This window comes from Kribbella sp. NPDC002412 (assembly GCF_053592935.1).
Window position 1 is genome coordinate 163,417 of sequence record NZ_JBSFBL010000006.1, and the last position, 18,204, is coordinate 181,620.

The 18,204-nt window shown below is 71.0% G+C and carries 15 protein-coding genes and 2 riboswitches; of the genes, 4 read left to right on the forward strand and 11 right to left on the reverse strand.

Annotated features, from left to right (window positions below):
- Nucleotides 1-42 precede the first annotated feature (42 nt).
- The 5 genes from ACWCOV_RS07290 to ACWCOV_RS07310 are packed head-to-tail and all read right to left on the reverse strand — an operon-like array spanning nucleotide 43 to nucleotide 6,107.
- Nucleotides 43-657 (reverse strand): hypothetical protein, encoded by a 615-nt coding sequence (locus ACWCOV_RS07290; RefSeq protein WP_449828356.1) that lies wholly within the window; start codon nucleotides 655-657, stop codon nucleotides 43-45.
- On the reverse strand, nucleotides 654-2,021 hold the full coding sequence (gene bluB, locus ACWCOV_RS07295; RefSeq protein ID WP_449828357.1) for a 5,6-dimethylbenzimidazole synthase: 1,368 nt from the start codon (nucleotides 2,019-2,021) through the stop codon (nucleotides 654-656). The genes ACWCOV_RS07290 and bluB overlap by 4 nt, the downstream gene beginning before the upstream one ends.
- Nucleotides 2,018-3,457 (reverse strand): cobyrinate a,c-diamide synthase, encoded by a 1,440-nt coding sequence (locus ACWCOV_RS07300; RefSeq protein WP_449828358.1) that lies wholly within the window; start codon nucleotides 3,455-3,457, stop codon nucleotides 2,018-2,020. Before ACWCOV_RS07300 ends, bluB begins: the two co-directional genes overlap by 4 nt.
- Nucleotides 3,451-4,065, reverse strand: coding sequence for a cob(I)yrinic acid a,c-diamide adenosyltransferase (gene cobO / locus ACWCOV_RS07305; protein ID WP_449828359.1), 615 nt, complete (start codon nucleotides 4,063-4,065; stop codon nucleotides 3,451-3,453). Before cobO ends, ACWCOV_RS07300 begins: the two co-directional genes overlap by 7 nt.
- Nucleotides 4,065-6,107: a putative cobaltochelatase gene (locus tag ACWCOV_RS07310; RefSeq protein WP_449828360.1), complete on the reverse strand. Its 2,043-nt coding sequence runs from the start codon at nucleotides 6,105-6,107 to the stop codon at nucleotides 4,065-4,067. The genes cobO and ACWCOV_RS07310 overlap by 1 nt, the downstream gene beginning before the upstream one ends.
- A 70-nt stretch (nucleotides 6,108-6,177) precedes the next feature.
- Nucleotides 6,178-6,303: riboswitch (cobalamin riboswitch) on the reverse strand.
- Nucleotides 6,304-6,548: 245 nt separating this feature from the next.
- On the opposite strand from ACWCOV_RS07310, the gene ACWCOV_RS07315 reads away from it, so the two are divergent.
- A complete protein-coding gene (locus ACWCOV_RS07315) occupies nucleotides 6,549-7,241 on the forward strand; it encodes a 3-keto-5-aminohexanoate cleavage protein (protein ID WP_449828361.1) in 693 nt (230 codons plus the stop codon).
- On the opposite strand, the gene ACWCOV_RS07320 is transcribed toward ACWCOV_RS07315, so the two are convergent.
- The 6 genes from ACWCOV_RS07320 to ACWCOV_RS07345 form a co-directional block, all read right to left on the reverse strand.
- Nucleotides 7,224-8,081: an alpha/beta fold hydrolase gene (locus ACWCOV_RS07320; RefSeq protein ID WP_449828362.1), complete on the reverse strand. Its 858-nt coding sequence runs from the start codon at nucleotides 8,079-8,081 to the stop codon at nucleotides 7,224-7,226. The genes ACWCOV_RS07315 and ACWCOV_RS07320 overlap by 18 nt on opposite strands.
- Complete coding sequence (surE, locus tag ACWCOV_RS07325) at nucleotides 8,078-8,851, reverse strand: 5'/3'-nucleotidase SurE (protein WP_449828363.1); 774 nt, start codon at nucleotides 8,849-8,851, stop codon at nucleotides 8,078-8,080. Before surE ends, ACWCOV_RS07320 begins: the two co-directional genes overlap by 4 nt.
- Nucleotides 8,852-8,863: 12 nt before the next feature.
- Nucleotides 8,864-12,562, reverse strand: coding sequence for a cobaltochelatase subunit CobN (cobN, locus tag ACWCOV_RS07330; RefSeq protein WP_449828364.1), 3,699 nt, complete (start codon nucleotides 12,560-12,562; stop codon nucleotides 8,864-8,866).
- A 36-nt stretch (nucleotides 12,563-12,598) separates the two neighbouring features.
- A riboswitch (cobalamin riboswitch) is annotated at nucleotides 12,599-12,726 on the reverse strand.
- A 103-nt stretch (nucleotides 12,727-12,829) separates the two neighbouring features.
- Complete coding sequence (locus ACWCOV_RS07335; protein WP_449828365.1) at nucleotides 12,830-13,798, reverse strand: DUF3500 domain-containing protein; 969 nt, start codon at nucleotides 13,796-13,798, stop codon at nucleotides 12,830-12,832.
- Nucleotides 13,789-14,475: a histidine phosphatase family protein gene (locus ACWCOV_RS07340; RefSeq protein WP_449828366.1), complete on the reverse strand. Its 687-nt coding sequence runs from the start codon at nucleotides 14,473-14,475 to the stop codon at nucleotides 13,789-13,791. Before ACWCOV_RS07340 ends, ACWCOV_RS07335 begins: the two co-directional genes overlap by 10 nt.
- A complete protein-coding gene (locus ACWCOV_RS07345) occupies nucleotides 14,468-15,403 on the reverse strand; it encodes a cobalamin biosynthesis protein (protein WP_449828367.1) in 936 nt (311 codons plus the stop codon). Before ACWCOV_RS07345 ends, ACWCOV_RS07340 begins: the two co-directional genes overlap by 8 nt.
- Before the next feature lie 42 nt (nucleotides 15,404-15,445).
- Here ACWCOV_RS07345 and ACWCOV_RS07350 point away from each other — a divergent pair, with 42 nt between their 5' ends.
- From ACWCOV_RS07350 to ACWCOV_RS07360, 3 genes are read left to right on the forward strand one after another with little or no spacing between them, the layout of a single operon-like run.
- Nucleotides 15,446-16,249 (forward strand): serine hydrolase, encoded by an 804-nt coding sequence (locus tag ACWCOV_RS07350; RefSeq protein ID WP_449828368.1) that lies wholly within the window; start codon nucleotides 15,446-15,448, stop codon nucleotides 16,247-16,249.
- Complete coding sequence (locus tag ACWCOV_RS07355) at nucleotides 16,246-17,313, forward strand: mandelate racemase/muconate lactonizing enzyme family protein (RefSeq protein WP_449828369.1); 1,068 nt, start codon at nucleotides 16,246-16,248, stop codon at nucleotides 17,311-17,313. Before ACWCOV_RS07350 ends, ACWCOV_RS07355 begins: the two co-directional genes overlap by 4 nt.
- On the forward strand, nucleotides 17,310-18,176 hold the full coding sequence (locus ACWCOV_RS07360) for a C40 family peptidase (RefSeq protein WP_449828370.1): 867 nt from the start codon (nucleotides 17,310-17,312) through the stop codon (nucleotides 18,174-18,176). The genes ACWCOV_RS07355 and ACWCOV_RS07360 overlap by 4 nt, the downstream gene beginning before the upstream one ends.
- Nucleotides 18,177-18,204 lie beyond the last annotated feature (28 nt).

The window sequence follows — 18,204 nt, forward strand, 5'->3', positions numbered from 1 at the left end:
GCGCAGTACGCCGGGCGTACGGCGTACTGCGCTGGGTTGATGTCAGCGGCTCTGGAGCGCGTCCAGCGCCACCGTCATCGCGGCGGCGACCCGGAAGTCCAGGCGCGGGTCCTGCACGCTGATCCGGTAGCGGTCACGTACCGAGACCTTGCGCTCGACCGAGAGCACCAGCTGGCCGGTCGCGCGGTCGGTGTAGTCGAAGTGGAAGATGAACGGCAGCGGGATCTCGCCGACGAACGGGACGAACTCCCAGACCCGGCGCACGATCGCGATGGTCTGGTTGCGCTCGGTGCCGTCCGCCTCCAGGCCGGCCGTGGCCAGCTGCCAGCTCGACCGCAGCAGGCTCTTGCCGAACTCCTTCTTGAACCAGCCGATCGGCCGGCCGTTCGCGTCGAGGACGTCGTACCCGGAGCCCAGGTCGATCGCCTTGCGCGCCTTGAACGAGAACACCGGCTGCGTCTTGGTGTCGTCGCTGTAGAAGGTGACCTGCTCCTTGAAGGCCATCCGCTTCTGCTGCGCGAACGCCAGCAGCTGCCCGTCCGAGCCGTCCGGATTGGTGGCGATCAGCTCGTACTTGTTCGCCATCATCGTGATCCGCTGCTTCATCGAGAACGCGGGCACGTACATGGCTGCTTGACCCTGCGGTGGAACTGTCATGCCTGGAAGTCTTTCACCCCGCAGGCTCTTGCACCCGCCCGGAGCCCGCGGACGAAGCCATCTGCGCGCTCGGACTCTTCTACTACCTGTACGGCGAGTTGCCCGACCCCCTGCAGCGCCAGGTCCCTCGCGACCTCGACACCGAGTTCTACGGCCTCCACCGGTGTCCGAGCCGGCCGCCAGAGCACACCGAAGTCCGCAGTGGGCCTGTCTGGTCCCAGCAGTACGACGAGCACGTCAGGGGCACCCAGATGCTCTGCAGGGTCACCGTCGATGACCAGGCGCACCCGCTGGGTGCCGACGGCGGCCACTGTGTCCGCACTGGCCTGCGCGGCGTCGTCCTCTGGCGACGAGCTGCGCCGACCCCACTCCTCATGGTGGACGGCCCAGGCGAGCGGACGACGGGCAGCCCAGCCGGACCGCACCAGCTCGGGTGCAGGCGCGAACTCCTCCACATGCCCGACGCAGAGGTAGCCGACGAGCTCGATGTGAGCGGGCAGGTCCAGCACCGCCGCAACCTCGCCGGGCTCGAAGAACGACACCCAACCGACACCGAGGCCCTCGGCACGCGCGGCAAGCCAGAGGTTCTGGATCGCGATGGCCGCTGAGAACCAGGTCGTCTGCGGGTCTGCGTGGCGGCCCAGCACGTGCCTGCCGCCGCGGCCGGGGTCGCAGGTGACCGCGATGTTCAGCGGAGTGTCGAGGATTGCCTCGATCTTCAGGCCGTCGAACGCCTGTCGCCGGTCCGGCGGGAGAGAGGCGGCGAACGCGTCCCGCTGGGCGGTGGCGAGGTCGTGCACCTTGCGCCGGGTGGCGATGTCGCGGATCAGCAGGAAGTCCCACGGCTGGCTCAATCCCACGCTCGGAGCCCGGTGTGCAGACTCCAGCACGCGCATCAGGACGTCGTCCGCGATCGGCTTGTCGACGAAGCCGCGCCGTACGTCGCGGCGCTCGGCCAGCACGCGGTGCACCACGTCCCGCTCGGTCGGTGGATAGCCGGGTGCAGCATGCAGTCGGCCGACCGCTGCGGTGGCGTTGATCGAGCGGCGCTTGGTGACCACCAGCTCGGCGCCGGTCAGGACTACGGCTGCCTCGGCGACGCTCGGCGTACCTTTCAGTCTCGCTACTTGCTGGCTCGGTGTCGGAACCGGCTGACGGGCCAGCTCGTCGGGGGACGCTGTGTGCAGGGGTGCGTTGAGGGAGGCTGCCAGTCGTTGTAGGCCTGGTTCGGTCTCGCGGCCGTCGATGGTGACCACCATCCGCACGACTCCCCCGCCTGCTGCAGTCAGTGCTGCATCGACCAGGTCCCGCAGTTCGCGGTACGACGTACCGGACCGCAGGCCGATGCCTACGACGAGGTTCATTTCGCCAGCCCGGCGTGGATGCGGGCCGCTGCGACCAGGCGGGCGGGGACATCGGGCGTCGCGGTCCAGTGCAGGTGCAGGTACGACGCGTGGAGTCGGGTCCGGGTGATGCCCTCGGCACCGCCCGGGAGGTGCCACGCGGGATCCACGTTGCCGTCGACGTCGATGCTGGTCCGGTGGAACTCGTGGCCGCGGACGCGGCGGCCCTCGTCGAAGAACGCGGTCGTGGTCGCGGCGATCGCCGTACGGTAGCCGAGGGTCAGGCTGCCGGTCATCCGGCCGGTCGCGGGGAGGACGCCGGTCATCGGATGGCCGTCTAGCTCGCGGCACAGGTACAGCAGGCCGGCGCACTCGGCGATCACCGGCAGGCCGGCCGCGACCTCGGACGCCACCTGGCTGCGGAGCTTGTCGTTGGCGGACAATGCCTCGGCGTGCAGTTCGGGGAAGCCGCCGCCGAGGTACAGCGCGGCCGTTGCTTCGGGCAACGGGTCGGACAGCGGGTCGAAGGTGACGACCTCGGCACCCGCGGCAACGAGCAGCTCGGTCGTCTCCGTGTAGCGGAACGAGAACACCGGCCCCCCGGCAACCGCAACAACCGGCCGCCCACCCACCCGCCTGGCTCCCGCTCCCGACCCCGCTCTAGCTGCCGCCCCCGCCGCCGCCCGAGCTGCGGCCTCGGCCCCCGCTCCCGCCTCCGCTGGAGCGACCTCGGCGGCCGGATCCCATGCCTCAGTTTGTTCGGTGCCGGCGGCACGTGCGGCGGTGACGAAGGCTTCGAGATCGACGCCTTGCCGGACCAGCTCGGCGGCTGCCTCGACGGCGGCGGACGCCTGCTCGCGCTGCTCGTCGGCCGGGACCAGACCGAGGTGACGACTCGGCACGGTGAGCCGCGTGTCCCGTCGCAGTACGCCGAGAACCGGTACGCCGGTCGGCGCGACGCCGGCCCGGACCTCGGCCTCATGGCGGTCCGACCCGACCTTGTTCAGGATCACGCCGACGATCCGCACCTCGGTGTCGAAGGCAACGAAACCGTTGACGACGGCACCGACACTGCGACCGGCGGCGGAGGCGTCGACGACGAGGACGACAGGCGCCTTCAGCAACTTCGAGACGTGCGCCGTCGACGCGTAGCCCTCGGTCCCGAGGGCACCGTCGTACAGCCCCATCACGCCTTCCACGACGGCCAGGTCGGCGCCCGCGGCACCGTGCGCGAACAGCGGGGCGACCCGCTCCTCCCCCTGCAGCATCGGGTCGAGGTTGCGCCCCGGACGTCCGGTCGCGACCGCGTGGAATCCCGGGTCGATGTAGTCAGGGCCGACCTTGAACCCCGCGACCGTGTGCCCGGCCTGCCGCAGCGCCGCCATCAGGCCGACCGCGACCGTCGTCTTCCCCGCGCCCGAGGCGGGCGCGGCGACCACCAGCCGTGGGATCACCACTCGATGCCCTTCTGGCCCTTCTGGCCGGCGTCCATCGGGTGCTTCACCTTGGTCATCTCGGTGACCAGGTCGGCGGCATCGAGCAGCCGCTGGTCGGCGTTCCGTCCGGTGATGACGACGTACTGGTGACCGGGGCGGTTGACCAGGGTGTCGACCACCTCGTCGACGTCCACCCAGCCCCACTTCATCGGGTAGGTGAACTCGTCCAGCACGTACAGGTCGTGCGTCTCGGCCTGGATCCGGCGCTGGATCTCCCGCCAGCCTTCGAGCGCGTCGGCGGCATGGTCCTCCTCGGACCCGGCCTTGCGCGACCAGCTCCAGCCCTCACCCATCTTGTGCCACTCGACCGGACCACCCTGGCCGGTCGTCTCGTGCACCTGGCCGAGGGCCTTGAAGGCGCTCTCCTCGCCGACCTTCCACTTCGCGCTCTTCACGAACTGGAACACGCCGATGTTCCAGCCCTGGTTCCAGCCGCGCAGCGCCAGCCCGAAGGCGGCCGTGGACTTCCCCTTCATCTCACCGGTGTGCACCATCAGCAGCGGCCGGTTCCGGCGCTGCCGGGTGGTCAGGCCGTCCTGCGGGACGACGGTCGGCTGTCCCTTCGGCATCAGGCTGCCCGCCGTTCGGTGACCGTGCGGATGAGGTTGCCAGCGGCAACTTCTCCGAGATCCAGGTACTCCGCGGACAGGTCGCCGGCCAGCTCGGCGGCCAGGCCGAGCCGTACGCCGCGGCGCGGTTCGCAGTCGACGACGACGGCGGCGATTCCTTGCTGGGCGACCCAGCCGGCGGCCTGCTTGGCGCGGGCGAAGGCGTTGTCGCCGTGGGTCGCGCGGCCGTCGGTGACGAGCACCAGCAGTGGGCGGCGACGGGGATCACGGATGGCCGCGATTCGCAGTACCTCCGCTGTTTGCAGCAAGCCCTCGGCGAGTGGCGTGCGTCCACCGGTCGGCAGGCTGTCGAGGCGTCGTACGGCGGTCTCGACGCTGCCGGTGGGAGGGAGCGCGACCGTGGCGGTGGCGCCGGCGAAGGTGACGAGGCCGACGGTGTCGCGACGCTGGTAGGCGTCGAGCAGGAGGGAGACGATCGCGGTCTTCACCTCACCCATGCGCTTCTTGCTGCCCATCGAGCCGGACGCGTCGACGCAGAACAGGACGAGGTTGCCTTCACGGCCTTCCCGCACGGCCAGCCGCACGTCGGCCGGCTGGACATGGAGACCGCGGCCCGTGCGTCCTCTGACCTGCTGGTGCGGCGCGGCTGAGCGGATCGTCGCCAGCAGGTGCGGTCTGCCGGACTCGCGCCCGATCCGCGGGCGATCGCCCACGACGCGGCCCACGTCGGTGATCGCCCGAGACCGCCGGCCCGCGACGCCCGCGCCGGGCGACTGGACGCTGAGCAGGCGGGCCTTGTACGGCTCCGAGCTCGCGACGACCTCACCCGCCGGAGCCGGGCCTGACTTACCCGCTGCAGGCTGATCTCCCTTCGACTCGTTCTCCGAGTCGACGCCGCCCGGGCTGTCGGGGCCACCGTCGCCATCCCGGCCGTCCTCGCCATCCGGGCGGCCGCCGGGACCGCCGGGGTCGTCCGGTCCGCCGTCCGGGTCGTCGTCCGGATCCGGTGGGGGCGTGCTGTTCCTGATTGCCTCTTCGAGCTGCTCGTCGTCGAGGCCGGGTGCGTCGAAGGGGTTCCGGCGCTTGCGGTGCGGCAGTGCGAGCTTGGCGGCGGCGCGTACGTCGTCCACCTCGACGACCGTCCGGCCGGACCAGGCGGCGTGGGCGACCGCCGTACGCGCGGTGACGAGGTCGGCGCGCATCCCGTCGACGTCGAAGGACGCACAGATCTCGGCGATCTGGCGCAGCGCCGAGTCCGTCAGGATCACCTCGGACAGCAGGGCGCGCGCCTTCACGATGCGCTCCGCGAGCTCGCGCTGCGCCCCGTCGTACTTCGCGATGAAGGCGTCCGGGTCGGCCTCGTACGCGAGCCGGGCGCGCATCACCTCGACGCGTACGGCGGGATCGCGGCTGGCGACCACGTCGACGGTCAGGCCGAAGCGGTCGAGGAGCTGCGGGCGGAGCTCGCCCTCCTCCGGGTTCATGGTGCCGACCAGGACGAACCGCGCGGGGTGCGTGACCGACACGCCGTCGCGCTCGACGGTCGCGCGACCCATCGCGGCGGCGTCGAGCAGGACGTCGACCAGGTGGTCGTGCAGGAGGTTGACCTCGTCGACATACAGGAGGCCGCGGTGCGCGGCGGCGAGCAGACCGGGCTCGTACGCCGTGACGCCCTCGGCCAACGCACGCCCGAGATGCAACGACCCGAGCACCCGGTCCTCGGTCGCGCCAACAGGCAACTCAACCAACCGAGCCGGCCGAACAGCACGCTCACCGTGCTGCGGTCCGTCGTGGTGGGGGGCGTCGGGGCAGGTTGGTTCGGGGTGGTCGGGGTCGCAGGAGAAGCGGCAGCCCGGGACGACGTCCACCGGTGGCAGGATCTCGGTGAGCGCGCGGACGGCGGTCGACTTCGCCGTACCCTTCTCGCCGCGGATCAGGACGCCGCCGATCGCCGGGGAGACCGCGGACAGCACCAGCGCGAGCTGCAGTTCCTCCATCCCCACGACCGCTGTGAACGGGAAGCTCTGAACTGCAGGCCGCATCGGCGGGGTCCCTTCGTCGAGCGGGTGTCCACGCCCGCTACGGCAGCTGGTACGCCGTACCGCGGAGATCGCGAACCGGCGGACGGCGTGCAGATGTCCTGGCTCCCGGGTCACCCCGGTCACAGTGGCGGGACCGCCCCGGACTCCCGGCCAAGCCGGTCACCGGTGTTCCTCCACACCCGTCCGCCCGATCATGGCACACCTCACCGCCTCCCTCAGCGACAAGCCAAGAGATCTTCCCCACGCACGCTCCCCCAGCCGCTCCTCTTTCGCGCCCGCTCCGCGCGCTCCCATCCACCCTGCTTGCGCTTATCGCGCTTCATCGACCACACCGCGATCCCGCCGAAGGTGGTCTGCCGAACCGCCCCGGGTGGCTGCCGCCGCGCTGGCCGAGCAGCGGCGACCGGCTGACTGAACACGAACGCGCGGCTATAGCTTGGGATGGTGTTGATCAAGGGTTGTTTGAACGGGGATCGGTCGAAGGGGGATCACCCTGGGGTGCCGGTGAGTGCGGAGGAGTTGGGGTGGGACGCGGAGGGTGTGGTTCGGGGCGGGGTGGGGGCGGTGCATGTTCATCCGCGTGGGGGTGATGGGCTGGAGAGTTTGCGGTGGGAGGACGTTCGGCGCGCGGTCGACGCGGTGCAGGCGCGGTGTCCAGGCGTGCCGGTGGGGGTGTCTACCCGGGAAGGGATCGAGCCTGAGCTTGCGCGGCGGTTGGAGTTGATCTCCCGGTGGGAGCGGGGGCCCGACTTTGCGAGTGTGAACTTTCATGAGGTGGGGGCCGAGGACGTTGCGGAGTGCCTGCTGGGGAAGGGGATCGGGGTTGAGGCTGGGTTGTTCACACCGGCGGCCGCGGAGAAGTATCTGGCGTGGGGTGGGCCGGTGACTCGGGTGCTGGTGGAGGCGATTCCGGGGATCTCGCCAGGGGCCGACGGCATCGAGGCGGCCCAGGCGGTGCTGGATGTCCTGCCGACAGGGGACGTGCTGGTGCACGGGGAGAACGAGTGGGCTTGGCCGGTGCTGCGGTGGGCCGTCGGGCGTGGGTACGACGTACGGGTCGGCTTCGAGGACATGCTCAGCGGGCCGGAAGGGCAGCCGGTGCGGTCCAACGCGGAGCTACTGGGCTTCCTCTAGGACGAACGAGCGCACGAGGTCGGCGTAGCGTTCCGGTTCCTCGAAGTGCGGGAAGTGGCCGGAGCGGGCGAAGGTGACGACGTGGCCGGTGGGGACGTTGTCGCGGTAGGCCTGGACCGAGACCGGGTCGGTGGCGAGGTCGTCGACGCCCTCGATCAGGAGGGTCGGCTGGGTGATCGAAGCCAGGCGGTCGAGCTTGGAGGTGTAGAGCTCGGGCAGCGTCACCAGGTGGCTGTTGCCGCGTTCCCACATCTCGTCGGTGAAGCCGGCCGACTCCCCGATCCGGTGGAACTCCGCCCGCCGGGACGGATCGTGGAACGACAGGTCCTGGAAGCGGTCGCCGAGGCCCCAGGCCAGTTCGTACGTCTTGTCGTCCGCCGTCAGCCGGCGATCGACGGCTGCCAGCTCCCGGCAGCGGGCCGCGCGCTCGTGGTCGCCGAGCTCGTCGTACAGGCGGGCGAAGATCGGCAGCCGGTGGCGGTCGTTGGCGTCGAAGTCCCAGCACGGGCAGTCGAAGACAACCGCGCTGACCGCGGACTGATGCCGAATCGCGTACTCGACCGCGTAGTTGCCGCCGGCCGAGTGCCCGAGGATCGCCCATCGCTCGATGCCAAGGTCTTCGCGCAGTTCCTCGAAGTCCGCGATGAGTACGTCGAGGTTGATCGGCTCGTCGGGACCCAACGGACCCGAGTGGAGAACACCGCGCTGATCGGGAGCGATCAGCCGAAGCCCGAGCCGATCGCCCTGGCAGCGCTGGTAGTGATAGCCCCCGCCGTGGCCGTGGATGAAGAGGAGCGGTGGAGCATCCGGCGGGCCGTACTCCGCGACGTACAGCTTCATCGGTAGCTGGACAGTCGCTTCGCCAGGGCGGTGGCGGCCGCGTCGTCCTTGACCTCGCGGATGCCGATGATCGGGGTCACCGCGACGTACCCGGCGGCGAGGAGGGCCTCGTCGGAGCCGGGGACCGGATTCGCGGCCGGCGGTGAGAGCTCGATCATCGGCTCGCCGGTCGGCGCGGTCGCACCGGTGATCCGGGACCGCTTGATCGGCGCCAGCGATGCGTGCTGTACGCCGGCCAACTGGTCGAGCGGACGGTCCGGCACGTTGATGGTGAGCACTGTCCCGGCCGGCTCGGGCACGATCCAGGTCAGCGCCTCGGCAGCCACCGCACCCGCCGTGCCCCAGTGCGCGGGGTCCTCGGAGTCGATGCTCACGGCAACCGCCGACAACCCCTGCCCGGCTGCGGTCAGGGCCGCCGCCACGGTGCCGGAGTGGAAGATCGGCACACCGATGTTGTGGCCACGGTTGATCCCCGACACGACCAGGTCCGGAACAGCGCCGAACGCCCCGACGGCCGCCAGCGTCACCGCGAGCGCCGGCGTCCCGTCGATGCCGTGGTAAGTGATGCCGCCATCCGTCTCCGAGTCGGTCCGGATCGGGCGGCCGACCATCCCGGCACGCGCCGAGCCGACACCGCTCTGGTCGTCCAGCGGCGCCACGACCAGTACGTCGTACCCGAGCTCGGCGATCGCGGGAGCGAGTGCCCGGATGCCCGGAGCCTGGTAGCCGTCGTCGTTGGTGATCAGGACTCTCAGGTTCTCCGGCGCCATACCTCTACCCAATCAGCCGCGGTCCTCGATGTCACCCTCCGTCTCAAGGACTGCGCTGCGTAGCGTTTCGAGGGCTTCGGCGGACGGCTCCGACCACAGACCGCGCTGGGCCGCCTCCAGCAGCCGCTCCGCGATCCCGTGCCGGGCCCACGGGTTCGACTTGCGGAAGAACTCGGCCATCTCCGGGTCGGCGACGTACTCGGTCGTCAGCGTCTCGTACATCCAGTCGTCGACCACGCCGGCGGTCGCGTCGTACCCGAAGAGGTAGTCGACCGTCGCGGCCATCTCGAAGGCGCCCTTGTACCCGTGCCGCCGCATCGCCGCCATCCAGCGCGGGTTCACCACCCGGGCCCGGAAGACCCGCCTGGTCTCCTCCTCGAGCGTCCGCGTCTTGACCTGCGCCGGTACGGCGGAGTCGCCGACGTACGCCTTCGGGTTCGCGCCGGTGAGGTGGCGGACCATCGCGATCATGCCGCCGTGGTACTGGAAGTAGTCGTCGGAGTCCATGATGTCGTGCTCGCGGGTGTCCGCGTTCTTGGCCGCCACCTGGATCCGCGCGTACGCACGCTCCATCGACCCGCGGGCCTCGGCGCCGTCGAGGTCCTTGCCGTAGGCGTACCCGCCCCAGACGGCGTACACCTCGGCGAGCTCTGCGTCGGTGCGCCAGTTCCGCGCGTCCACGAGAGGCAGCAGGCCGGCGCCGTACGAGCCGGGCTTGGAGCCGAAGACCCGTGCGGTGGCCGACCTCAGATCATTGCCTTCAGCAACATCGGCGTCCACATGCGCGCGAAGATAGTTGTCCGCGGCCGGCTCGTCCAGCGCGGCGACCGTGCGGACCGCCTCGTCCAGCAGCGCGACGACGTGCGGGAAGGCGTCCCGGAAGAACCCGGAGATCCGGACCGTGACGTCGATCCGCGGGCGGCCGAGCTCGTCGAGCGGGACCACCTCGAAACCGGTGACCCGGCGGGACGCGTCGTCCCAGACCGGGCGGCAGCCGAGCAGCCACAACACCTCGGCGAGGTCGTCGCCCTGGGTGCGCATGGCCGACGTACCCCACACCGTCAGGCCGACCGATCGCGGCCACTCCCCTGTCTCGGCCTGGTGCCGGTTCAGCAGCGAGTCTGCAAGCGCAACGCCGACGTCCCAGGCATTGCGGCTCGGGATCGCCTTCGGGTCGACGGCGTAGAAGTTGCGGCCGGTCGGCAGCACGTTCACCAGACCGCGGGTCGGCGATCCCGACGGACCGGCCTCGACGAAGCGGCCGTCCAGCGCGCGCAGGATGTTGGCGAGCTCGTCACCGGTTCTCGCGAGTCGCGGCACCACCTCGGTCGCGGCGAAGGTCAGCGAGGCCTCGACGCCGGCGGACGACCGGCCGATGACCTCGGCGACGACCACCGGGACCTTCGCCGCGTCCCAGCTCAGCGTCTCCATCCCGACGACCAGCTTCCGGGCGACCGCTTCCAGCAGGTCGACACCGTCCGCGCCGGTCACCGCGGGCAGATCGGCCAGCGTCGCCAGGTCGGCGAGGTCAACGGCCTTTCCGGGGTCGGCCAGCAGGTCGGCCTCGGAAACGCCGAAGGTGTCGCCGAGCGCCGTACGCAGACCCGGAATCGAGTAGGAGCCACCCCACAGCTGCCGGGCGCGCAGCACGGCGAGCACCAGGTTGACCCGCGCCTCGCCGGCCGGCGCACCGCCGAGCACGTGCAGCCCGTCGCGGATCTGCACGTCCTTGATCTCGCACAGGTAGCCGTCCAGGTGCAGCACGAACTCATCGAAGTCGTCGTCCTCAGGCTTCTCCGACGTGTGCAGGTCGTGGTGCAGCTGCGCCGCCTGGATCAGCGTCCAGATCTGAGCCCGCAGCGTCGGCACCTTGTCCGGGTCCAGCGCCTGCACAGTCGCGTACTCGTCGAGCAGGTACTCCAGCTTCGCCATGTCGCCGTACGTCTCGGCCCGGGCCATCGGTGGCACCAGGTGGTCGACGACGGTGGCGTGCGCCCGCCGCTTCGCCTGTGTCCCCTCGCCGGGGTCGTTGACGATGAACGGGTAGACCATCGGCAGGTTCCCGAGTACGGCGTCCGGCGCGCAGTCGGCCGCCATCCCGATGCCCTTGCCCGGCAGCCACTCCAGCGTCCCGTGCTTGCCCAGGTGTACGACGGCGTGCGCACCGAAGCCGCCCTCGTCCACCGAGGCCTCCAGCCAGCGGTACGCCGCCAGGTAGTGGTGCGACGGCGCCATGTCCGGGTCGTGGTAGATCGCCACCGGGTTCTCGCCGAACCCACGCGGCGGCTGGATCATCAGGACGACGTTCCCGAACCGCAAGGCCGCAAGCGCAATCTCACCGGACGGGGTGACGTACAACTCCCCCGGCGGCGCTCCCCAGGCCTCGGTCATTGCCTCACGCAACGACTCCGGGACCCGGCCGAACCACTGCTGGTACGTCGACAGCGGGACCTTCGCCACCGCGTTCGCCAGCTGTTCGTCGGTCAGCCAGTCGACGTCGTGCCCGCCGGCCGCGATCAGCCGGTGGATCAGCCCGTCGGCGCCGTCCGCGCCCTGCAGCTCACTCAGGTCGAGCCCGCCGAGGTCGTACCCGGCCGCCTCGAGCTGCCCGAGCAGCACGACTGCGGACGCCGGAGTGTCCAGACCGACCGCGTTCCCGATCCGCGCGTGCTTCGTCGGGTACGACGACAACACCAGAGCGAGCCGCTTCTCGGCGACCGGGACGTGCCGGAGCCGGGCATGCGCGACCGCGATCCCGGCCAGCCGGTCGCAACGCTCCGGGTCGGGCGCGTAACGAGCGAGCCCGTCCTCGTCGTACGCCTTGAACGAGAACGGGATCGTGATCAGCCGCCCGTCGAACTCCGGAATGGCCACCTGGGTCGCCGCGTCCAGCGGGCTCACCGCGGCGTCGCTGGCCTCCCACTGCTCGCGCGTCGAGGTCAGCGCGAGGCCCTGGAGCAGCGGGATGTCGAGCGACGCGAGCGCACCGGCGTCCCAGGCGTCGTCCGCGCCGCCTGCGCTCGCGTCCGCCGCGACGGATCCACCGGCGGCGAGCAGAGTGGTGACCAGAACGTCGCACTTGCGCAGCAGCTCGAAGAGGCCGGCGTTCTCGGCGCTGGTCGGATCCAGTCCGCGGAGGGTGCCGCAGTACACAGGTAGCGGCTGCGCGCCCGCGTTCGACACAGCCGCGGCCAGTGCGTCGACGAACGCGGTGTTTCCGGAGATCTCGTGCGCGCGGTAGTAGACGATGCCGACGACCGGCCGCTGGTCCTCGACGAAGGTGCCGCGGACGCCGTACGCCGGGAGTGCCTGCGGTGGGTCGAACTCGTCGCCGGTCAGCAAGATCGTGTCGCGGAGGAAGCCGGCCAGGTTCCGGAGGTTCCCGGCGCCGCCCTCGCGCAGGTAGGCGAGCGCCTCGGTGACCGCACCGGCGGGCACGGTCGACAGCGACATCAGCTCGGCGTCGGGCGCGGCCTCGCCGCTGACCACCACGGCCGGCTTGCCGGACGCGATCACCGCGTCGAGCCCTTCCTCCCAGGCCCGGCGGCCGCCGAGCAGGCGGACGACCACGACCTCGGCGGAGTCAAGCAGCGGGGTGAGCTCGGCCAGGTCGAGCCGGGCGGGGTTCGCGACCTTCCAGCCCGCGTCCGCCTCAGAGGCAGCCAGCAGGTCGGTGTCGGCGGTGGAGAGCAGCAGCAGGTTCGCGGGCACGCGCCACGAGTCCTTCCTCGGGGTGTCCACGCCCCGTCCGGAGGTTCGACGGCGGCAGTTCCTGACTCCCACGCGAGGTGGTCACAGTGGCGGGACCGTCCCGGACTCACACCGGGTTCCTGCTGATGCCGTCGGTTGACGTCGCCGACTCTAGCCGACGGCTTTGAGAGGGCCGGAGCGCCAGGCCATCACAATTGCGCCAGTCGCTCGCCGCTGAGCGTGGAGCCGCCGTTGGGTGGCGGTTGTGATGGTCTGGCGGTCCCCTACTCAGCGGTGCGTGGCGTAGTGGGCGGCGAGGAGGTCGGTGCCCCAGTCGTTGCGGAGGTCGCGCCAGACGGAGTGGATGTGGTTGGCGTTGTCCTGGGTGTTGTCGTACTCGGCGAGGAAGGTCGGGCCGGCGATCGAGTAGTAGTGCCGGTTGCCTACGCCCGGTTCGGTCTTGCCGGCCCAGGCGAAGGTCAGGCGCTCGATGCCGTGGTCGGTGATGTCCTGCCAGGTCTGCAACCCGATCGGCCCGGCGGCGCGGCCGACGTACTGGCCGATCAGGAGGCTGAACACCTGGCGCTGCTCGGCGGTCATCTCGCCGTACGCGAGGCCGCGGTGCAGCAGGGACGCGTCGGCGACCGGGTCGTGCCGGGTGAGGATGTCGTCGGGCGCCTCGTCGGAGACGACGGCGACCGCGCGCTGGCCGGAGTCGAGGGCGTGCAGGAGCTGGAAGCCCAGGTCCTGCTCGGCGGCCAGGAACCGCCGGCCCGCCTGCGGGCCGGACCTCACCTCGGCCGGGTTCGACCCGATGAACTGCGGCGTGAACGCGATCGCGCCGTCGACCAGCGTCACGTGCAGAGCCAGGTGGTGACCGTTCAGCCGCCAGGCCCACGGCTCCGTGTCGGACGGGTCGCCGAGCACGCGGAGGAAGTACCGCTGACCCAGCACGGACCCTTCCCACTCCCCCGTCGGCGGCAGGTCGGGGATCTCGCGCAGGATCACCTCCGCCTCCAGCACGGCCATCGAGTCGGCCACGCCGCGCTCGCTGCAGCCGACCTCGATCAGCCGCTCCGCGAGCCGCTGCTGGGCCGGGTTCAGCTCGGCCAGCGGCAGCCCGGGCCGGTCGCCGGGCAGGTACGTCCAGTCCTTGTGGTCGGGCGTGTCGAACGCTGCCCTGATCTTGTCCAGCTGGGCCGGCGAGAGGCTCGCCAGCAGCTCGAGGACCGCCTCCCGGGTCTGCTCTACAACCATGCCGATCGCTCCCGTTCCGTCGGTTCGTAAGGTGTCCACTGCTCGAACGGCCGGTCCAGCTTGTACCGGAAATCCGGCTGCCGCAGCAGGACGCGTGTTTCGGCGTTGTCCGGGTTGCGCAGCGTCTCGAAGAACCGGACCGACCAGTGGAACCAGCGCATGCAGAACAGCCGCATGGTCAGCCCGTGCGAGACCAGCAGCACGTTCCGCGGCGCGTCCGGCGTCTCGAAGTCGCGGTGCATCGTCTCCAGGAACGTGGACACCCGGTCGTACACGTCGGAGCCGGACTCGCCGTGGGTGAACCGGTAGTAGAAGTGCCCGTACGAGTCCCGGAGCTGCTGCTGCCGCTCGATGTCCGCGGTGTCCTGGAAGTTGGCCCAGTCCTGCTCCCGCAGCCGCGGCTCCTCGCGGACGACCTCCAGCAGGTCGTCGATGCCGAGCGACTCCAGTGTCTGGCAGGCCCGCAGGTACGGCGAGACGTAGACCCGGACCGGTTCGTTGTCGAACAGCTCCCGCAGCCGCTTCCCCGCCTGGATCGCCTGCTCGTGGCCGTGCTGCGTCAGCGGGATGGCGTGGTCGGGGACGCGCTCGAAGATCGTCTTGTCCAGGTTCGCCTCGGACTCGGCGTGCCGGATCAGCGCAATCCGCCGCGGCCGCCGGCTCAGGTCCTTACCCAACGCGTCTCCCCCTCCGCCGGCTCATTCCGGCCAGCATCGCCGCCACTCCCACCGCCGCGACGCCGACGCGCCGCGCGAGGGCAGCCGTACGGCGGACGTCCGCGACCGTCGGCGTGGGTCCGTCTCCCAGCGTGCCACGGTCCTCCTGATAGTCCCCGTAGCTGTTCCGCCCGCCGAGCTGCAGGTCCAGCGCGCCGGCGAACGCAGCCTCGACCGGACCGGCGTTCGGACTCGGATGCTTCGACGCGTCCCGTCGCCAGACTCCGACCGCCTCGCGCAGCCGCCCGGCGGCGAATCCGGTCAGTACGGCGCACGCCCGCGCCGGCAGCAGATTGAGTACGTCGTCGAGCCGGGCAGCCGCCCACCCGAAGTTCAGGTACTTCGCCGACTTGTAGCCGACCATCGCGTCGAGCGTGTTCGCGGCGCGGTACCCGAGCAGGCCGGGCACTCCGAGCACACCGCCCCACAGCAGTGGCGCGACACAGGCGTCGGAGGTGTTCTCGGCGAGCGACTCGACGGTCGCCCGGGCCAGCTCATCGGCCTCCAGGTCGGTCGCATCCCGCGCGCACAGGTGGCTCAACCGGGAGCGCGCTGCCGGGATGTCCTTCTCCTCGAGCAGGCCGGCCATGTGCTCGGCCTCGCGGTCCAGGCTGCGGGCGCCGAGCACGGTCCAGGTCGCGGCAGCCGTGACCAGGGTGTGGAGGATCGGGCGGTTCCGGGTCAGCCGCTCCACGAGCGCTCCGCCGGCGAGCGCCGTACCGACGAGGGCGCTGGTGTAGGCCGCGCCGGCTGCGCGCGAGTCGCCGTACCAGCGGCGCTCCAGGCGGGTCGCGACCTGGCCGAAGCCGGCCACCGGGTGGAAGCGGCGCGGATCGCCGAGCACACGGTCGGCGGCGAAGCCGAGGATCAGACCCAATGCTCTGGACACCCTCGGCAGTCTGCCAGGCGGCTGTGTGGAAGGGTGAGCGGCATGGGAATCGCGGAACTGCTCCGGGAGGTCGACGGGAGCGGCGACTTCGGGGTGTGGCTGGGCCGGCTGGACGGCGTACCGGTGTTCGAGCACGAGGCAGAGCGGACGCACTACTCCGCCAGCACGATGAAGCTGCCGGTGGCGATGGCGATGATGCGCAAGGTCGAGGCGGGTGAGCTGGCGCTCGACCAGCTGGTGACCGTGCACAACGACTTCGCGTCCGCGGCCGGCGGGCGGTTCGGCGTGCGCCAGGACGAGGACGACGCGCCCGCGACCTGGACCAAGCTGGGCACGCAGGTGCCGCTGGGCTGGCTCGCGACCGAGATGATCACGCTGTCCAGCAACCTCGCGACGAACCTGGTACTGGAGTTGACCGGCGTCGAGGCAGCCGATGCCGAGCTGCGGCCGGGACCGAGCGCGATCCGGCGTGGGATCGATGACATCCCGGCGCGCCGGGCCGGGATCAGCAACGAGATGAGCCCGGCCGGGCTGGCCGCCGTACTGGTTGCAGTGGGCAATCAGGACGGCGCCTCCGGCACGTACCTGCGCGACCTGCTGGCCGGCAACCAGTGGAACGGCGAGATCCCCGCGCTGCTGCCGACCGGGACCCGGGTCGAGCACAAGAACGGCTGGGATACCCGGATCCGGCACGACGGCGGCATCGTCCGCCCGCCGGACGCGGAACCGTTCGTGCTCGTGGTGTGCACGACGTCCGACCTGCCCGATGCGGACGCACAGAAGCTGATCGCCTCGATCGCGCTGGAGGCCTGGAACCACCGGCACGACCTGGAGGCCGTTCGATGAAGCTCTCCACGCACCTGGTGTCGGCGCCGCTGCACACCCCGTTCGTGACGGCCCTGCGTACGGCGACGCACGCCGACTCGCTGCTGGTCGAGATCAGCGACGGCTCGGTCAGCGGTTGGGGCGAGGCACCGCAGGTCTGGAAGGTCACCGGGGAGTCGCTCGCCGGCGCACAGGCGTGTGTCGAGGGACCGATCGCGGCCGCGCTGGACGGGCTCGAGCCGGACGACCTGACCGAGGCGCTGCGCCGGGTGCAGAACGCTGCCGTCGGCAACTTCGGCGCCAAGGGCGCGGTCGACGTCGCTCTGCACGACCTGGCCGCCCGGCGTCGCGGGCAGTCGCTGCACAACTTCCTCGGTTCGACGGTGGACACGGTCGCCACCGACGTCACGCTGTCGGTCGGCGATGCCGACGCGCTCGCCACCGCCGCACAAGCTCGCGTTGCCGATGGCTTCACGGTGCTCAAGATCAAGGTCGGCACCGGCGACGCGCGCGCCGACTTCGAGCGGGTCCGCCAGGTCCGTGCGGCGATCGGTCCCGGCCCGTCGCTCCGGCTCGACGCCAACCAGGGGTGGTCGCGGCGCGACGCGGTGACCGCGATCCGCGCGATGGAGGACGCCGGCTGCGACCTCGAGCTTGTCGAGCAGCCGGTGCCCGCGGCCGACCTCGACGGGATGGCGTGGGTGACGGACCGGGTCAGCACACCGATCCTCGCCGACGAGTCCGTGTACGGCGTCCGCGACCTGGTGGCCGTGATCCGGCACGGCGCCGCGGACATGGTGAACGTGAAGCTGGCAAAGTGCGGTGGGCTCGGGCCGGCCCGGACGCTGCTGGAACTGGCCCGGGAGCACAGGATCCAGACCATCGTCGGGTCGATGATGGAAGGTCCGGTCGGCGTCGGCGCGGCGGCTGCGCTGGTGTCGGCGTACCCGACGTCGGCGGTCAACGACCTGGACGCGGCGTGGTGGCTTCGGGAGGCGCCGGTGACCGGCGGGATCCGGTACGAAGGCGCGCTGATCCACCTGCCGTCGGCTCCCGGACTCGGCGTGACAGGCTTGACCGCATGAAGCTAGTCGCCGCCAAAGTCCCGGTCAGCACGGTGTGGACCGCACCGGACGCGCCCCGGGACATCGACGCCCCCGCGATCGCCGCCCAGCCCGACGTGGCTGCCTGGGCGAAGTCGATGGACACCGAGACCCGCCTCGGACTGCACGACCGGACGCTCACCCAACTGCTGTTCGCCGAGCCTGTGCTGGTGCGGTCGGAACGGGACGGGTGGTCGGAGATCGTCGCGCCGTGGCAGCCGTCGTCGCAGGACGAGCTGGGGTACCCGGGCTGGGTGCCGTCGAGCCACCTGGGCGAGTTGCCGTCGGCCGCGTCGGCTCCGGTCGCCATCGCAGTACCGACTGCTGCTCTGCTCGCTGAGCCGGCGGGTGATGCTCGGGTCCTGGGTGACTTGTCGTTTGCCACGGTGCTTGCGTCGGTTGAGCATGCGGACGGGTACACGCGGGTGGCGACACCGGATGGTGGGTCGGGCTGGCTGGCTGACAGCGCACTGCGGTCCGGCGCAGGGTCGGCCGAGGATCGGCTGGCGCTGGGGGCGCAGTTCCTCGGGCTCGAGTACCTGTGGGGCGGTACGTCGGCCTACGGGCTGGACTGCTCCGGTCTGGTGCACACGGTGAGCCGGGTGCTCGGCCTTCGCACCCCGCGCGACGCCCACGACCAGGCGGACACGCTGGAGAACATCCCGATCGCCGAAGCCCAACCGGGCGACCTCTACTTCTTCGCTCGCCCCGGCAAGCCCGTCCACCACGTCGGCTTCGTCTCCCCCGAAGGCATGCTCCACGCCTCCGAAACCGGCAAGCGCCTCGAAAACGAACCCCTCACCGACGACCGCCGCGGCACCCTGGTCGCAGCCGCCCGTCTGTAGCACCTGCAGACACACGTTCGCCCCAGAC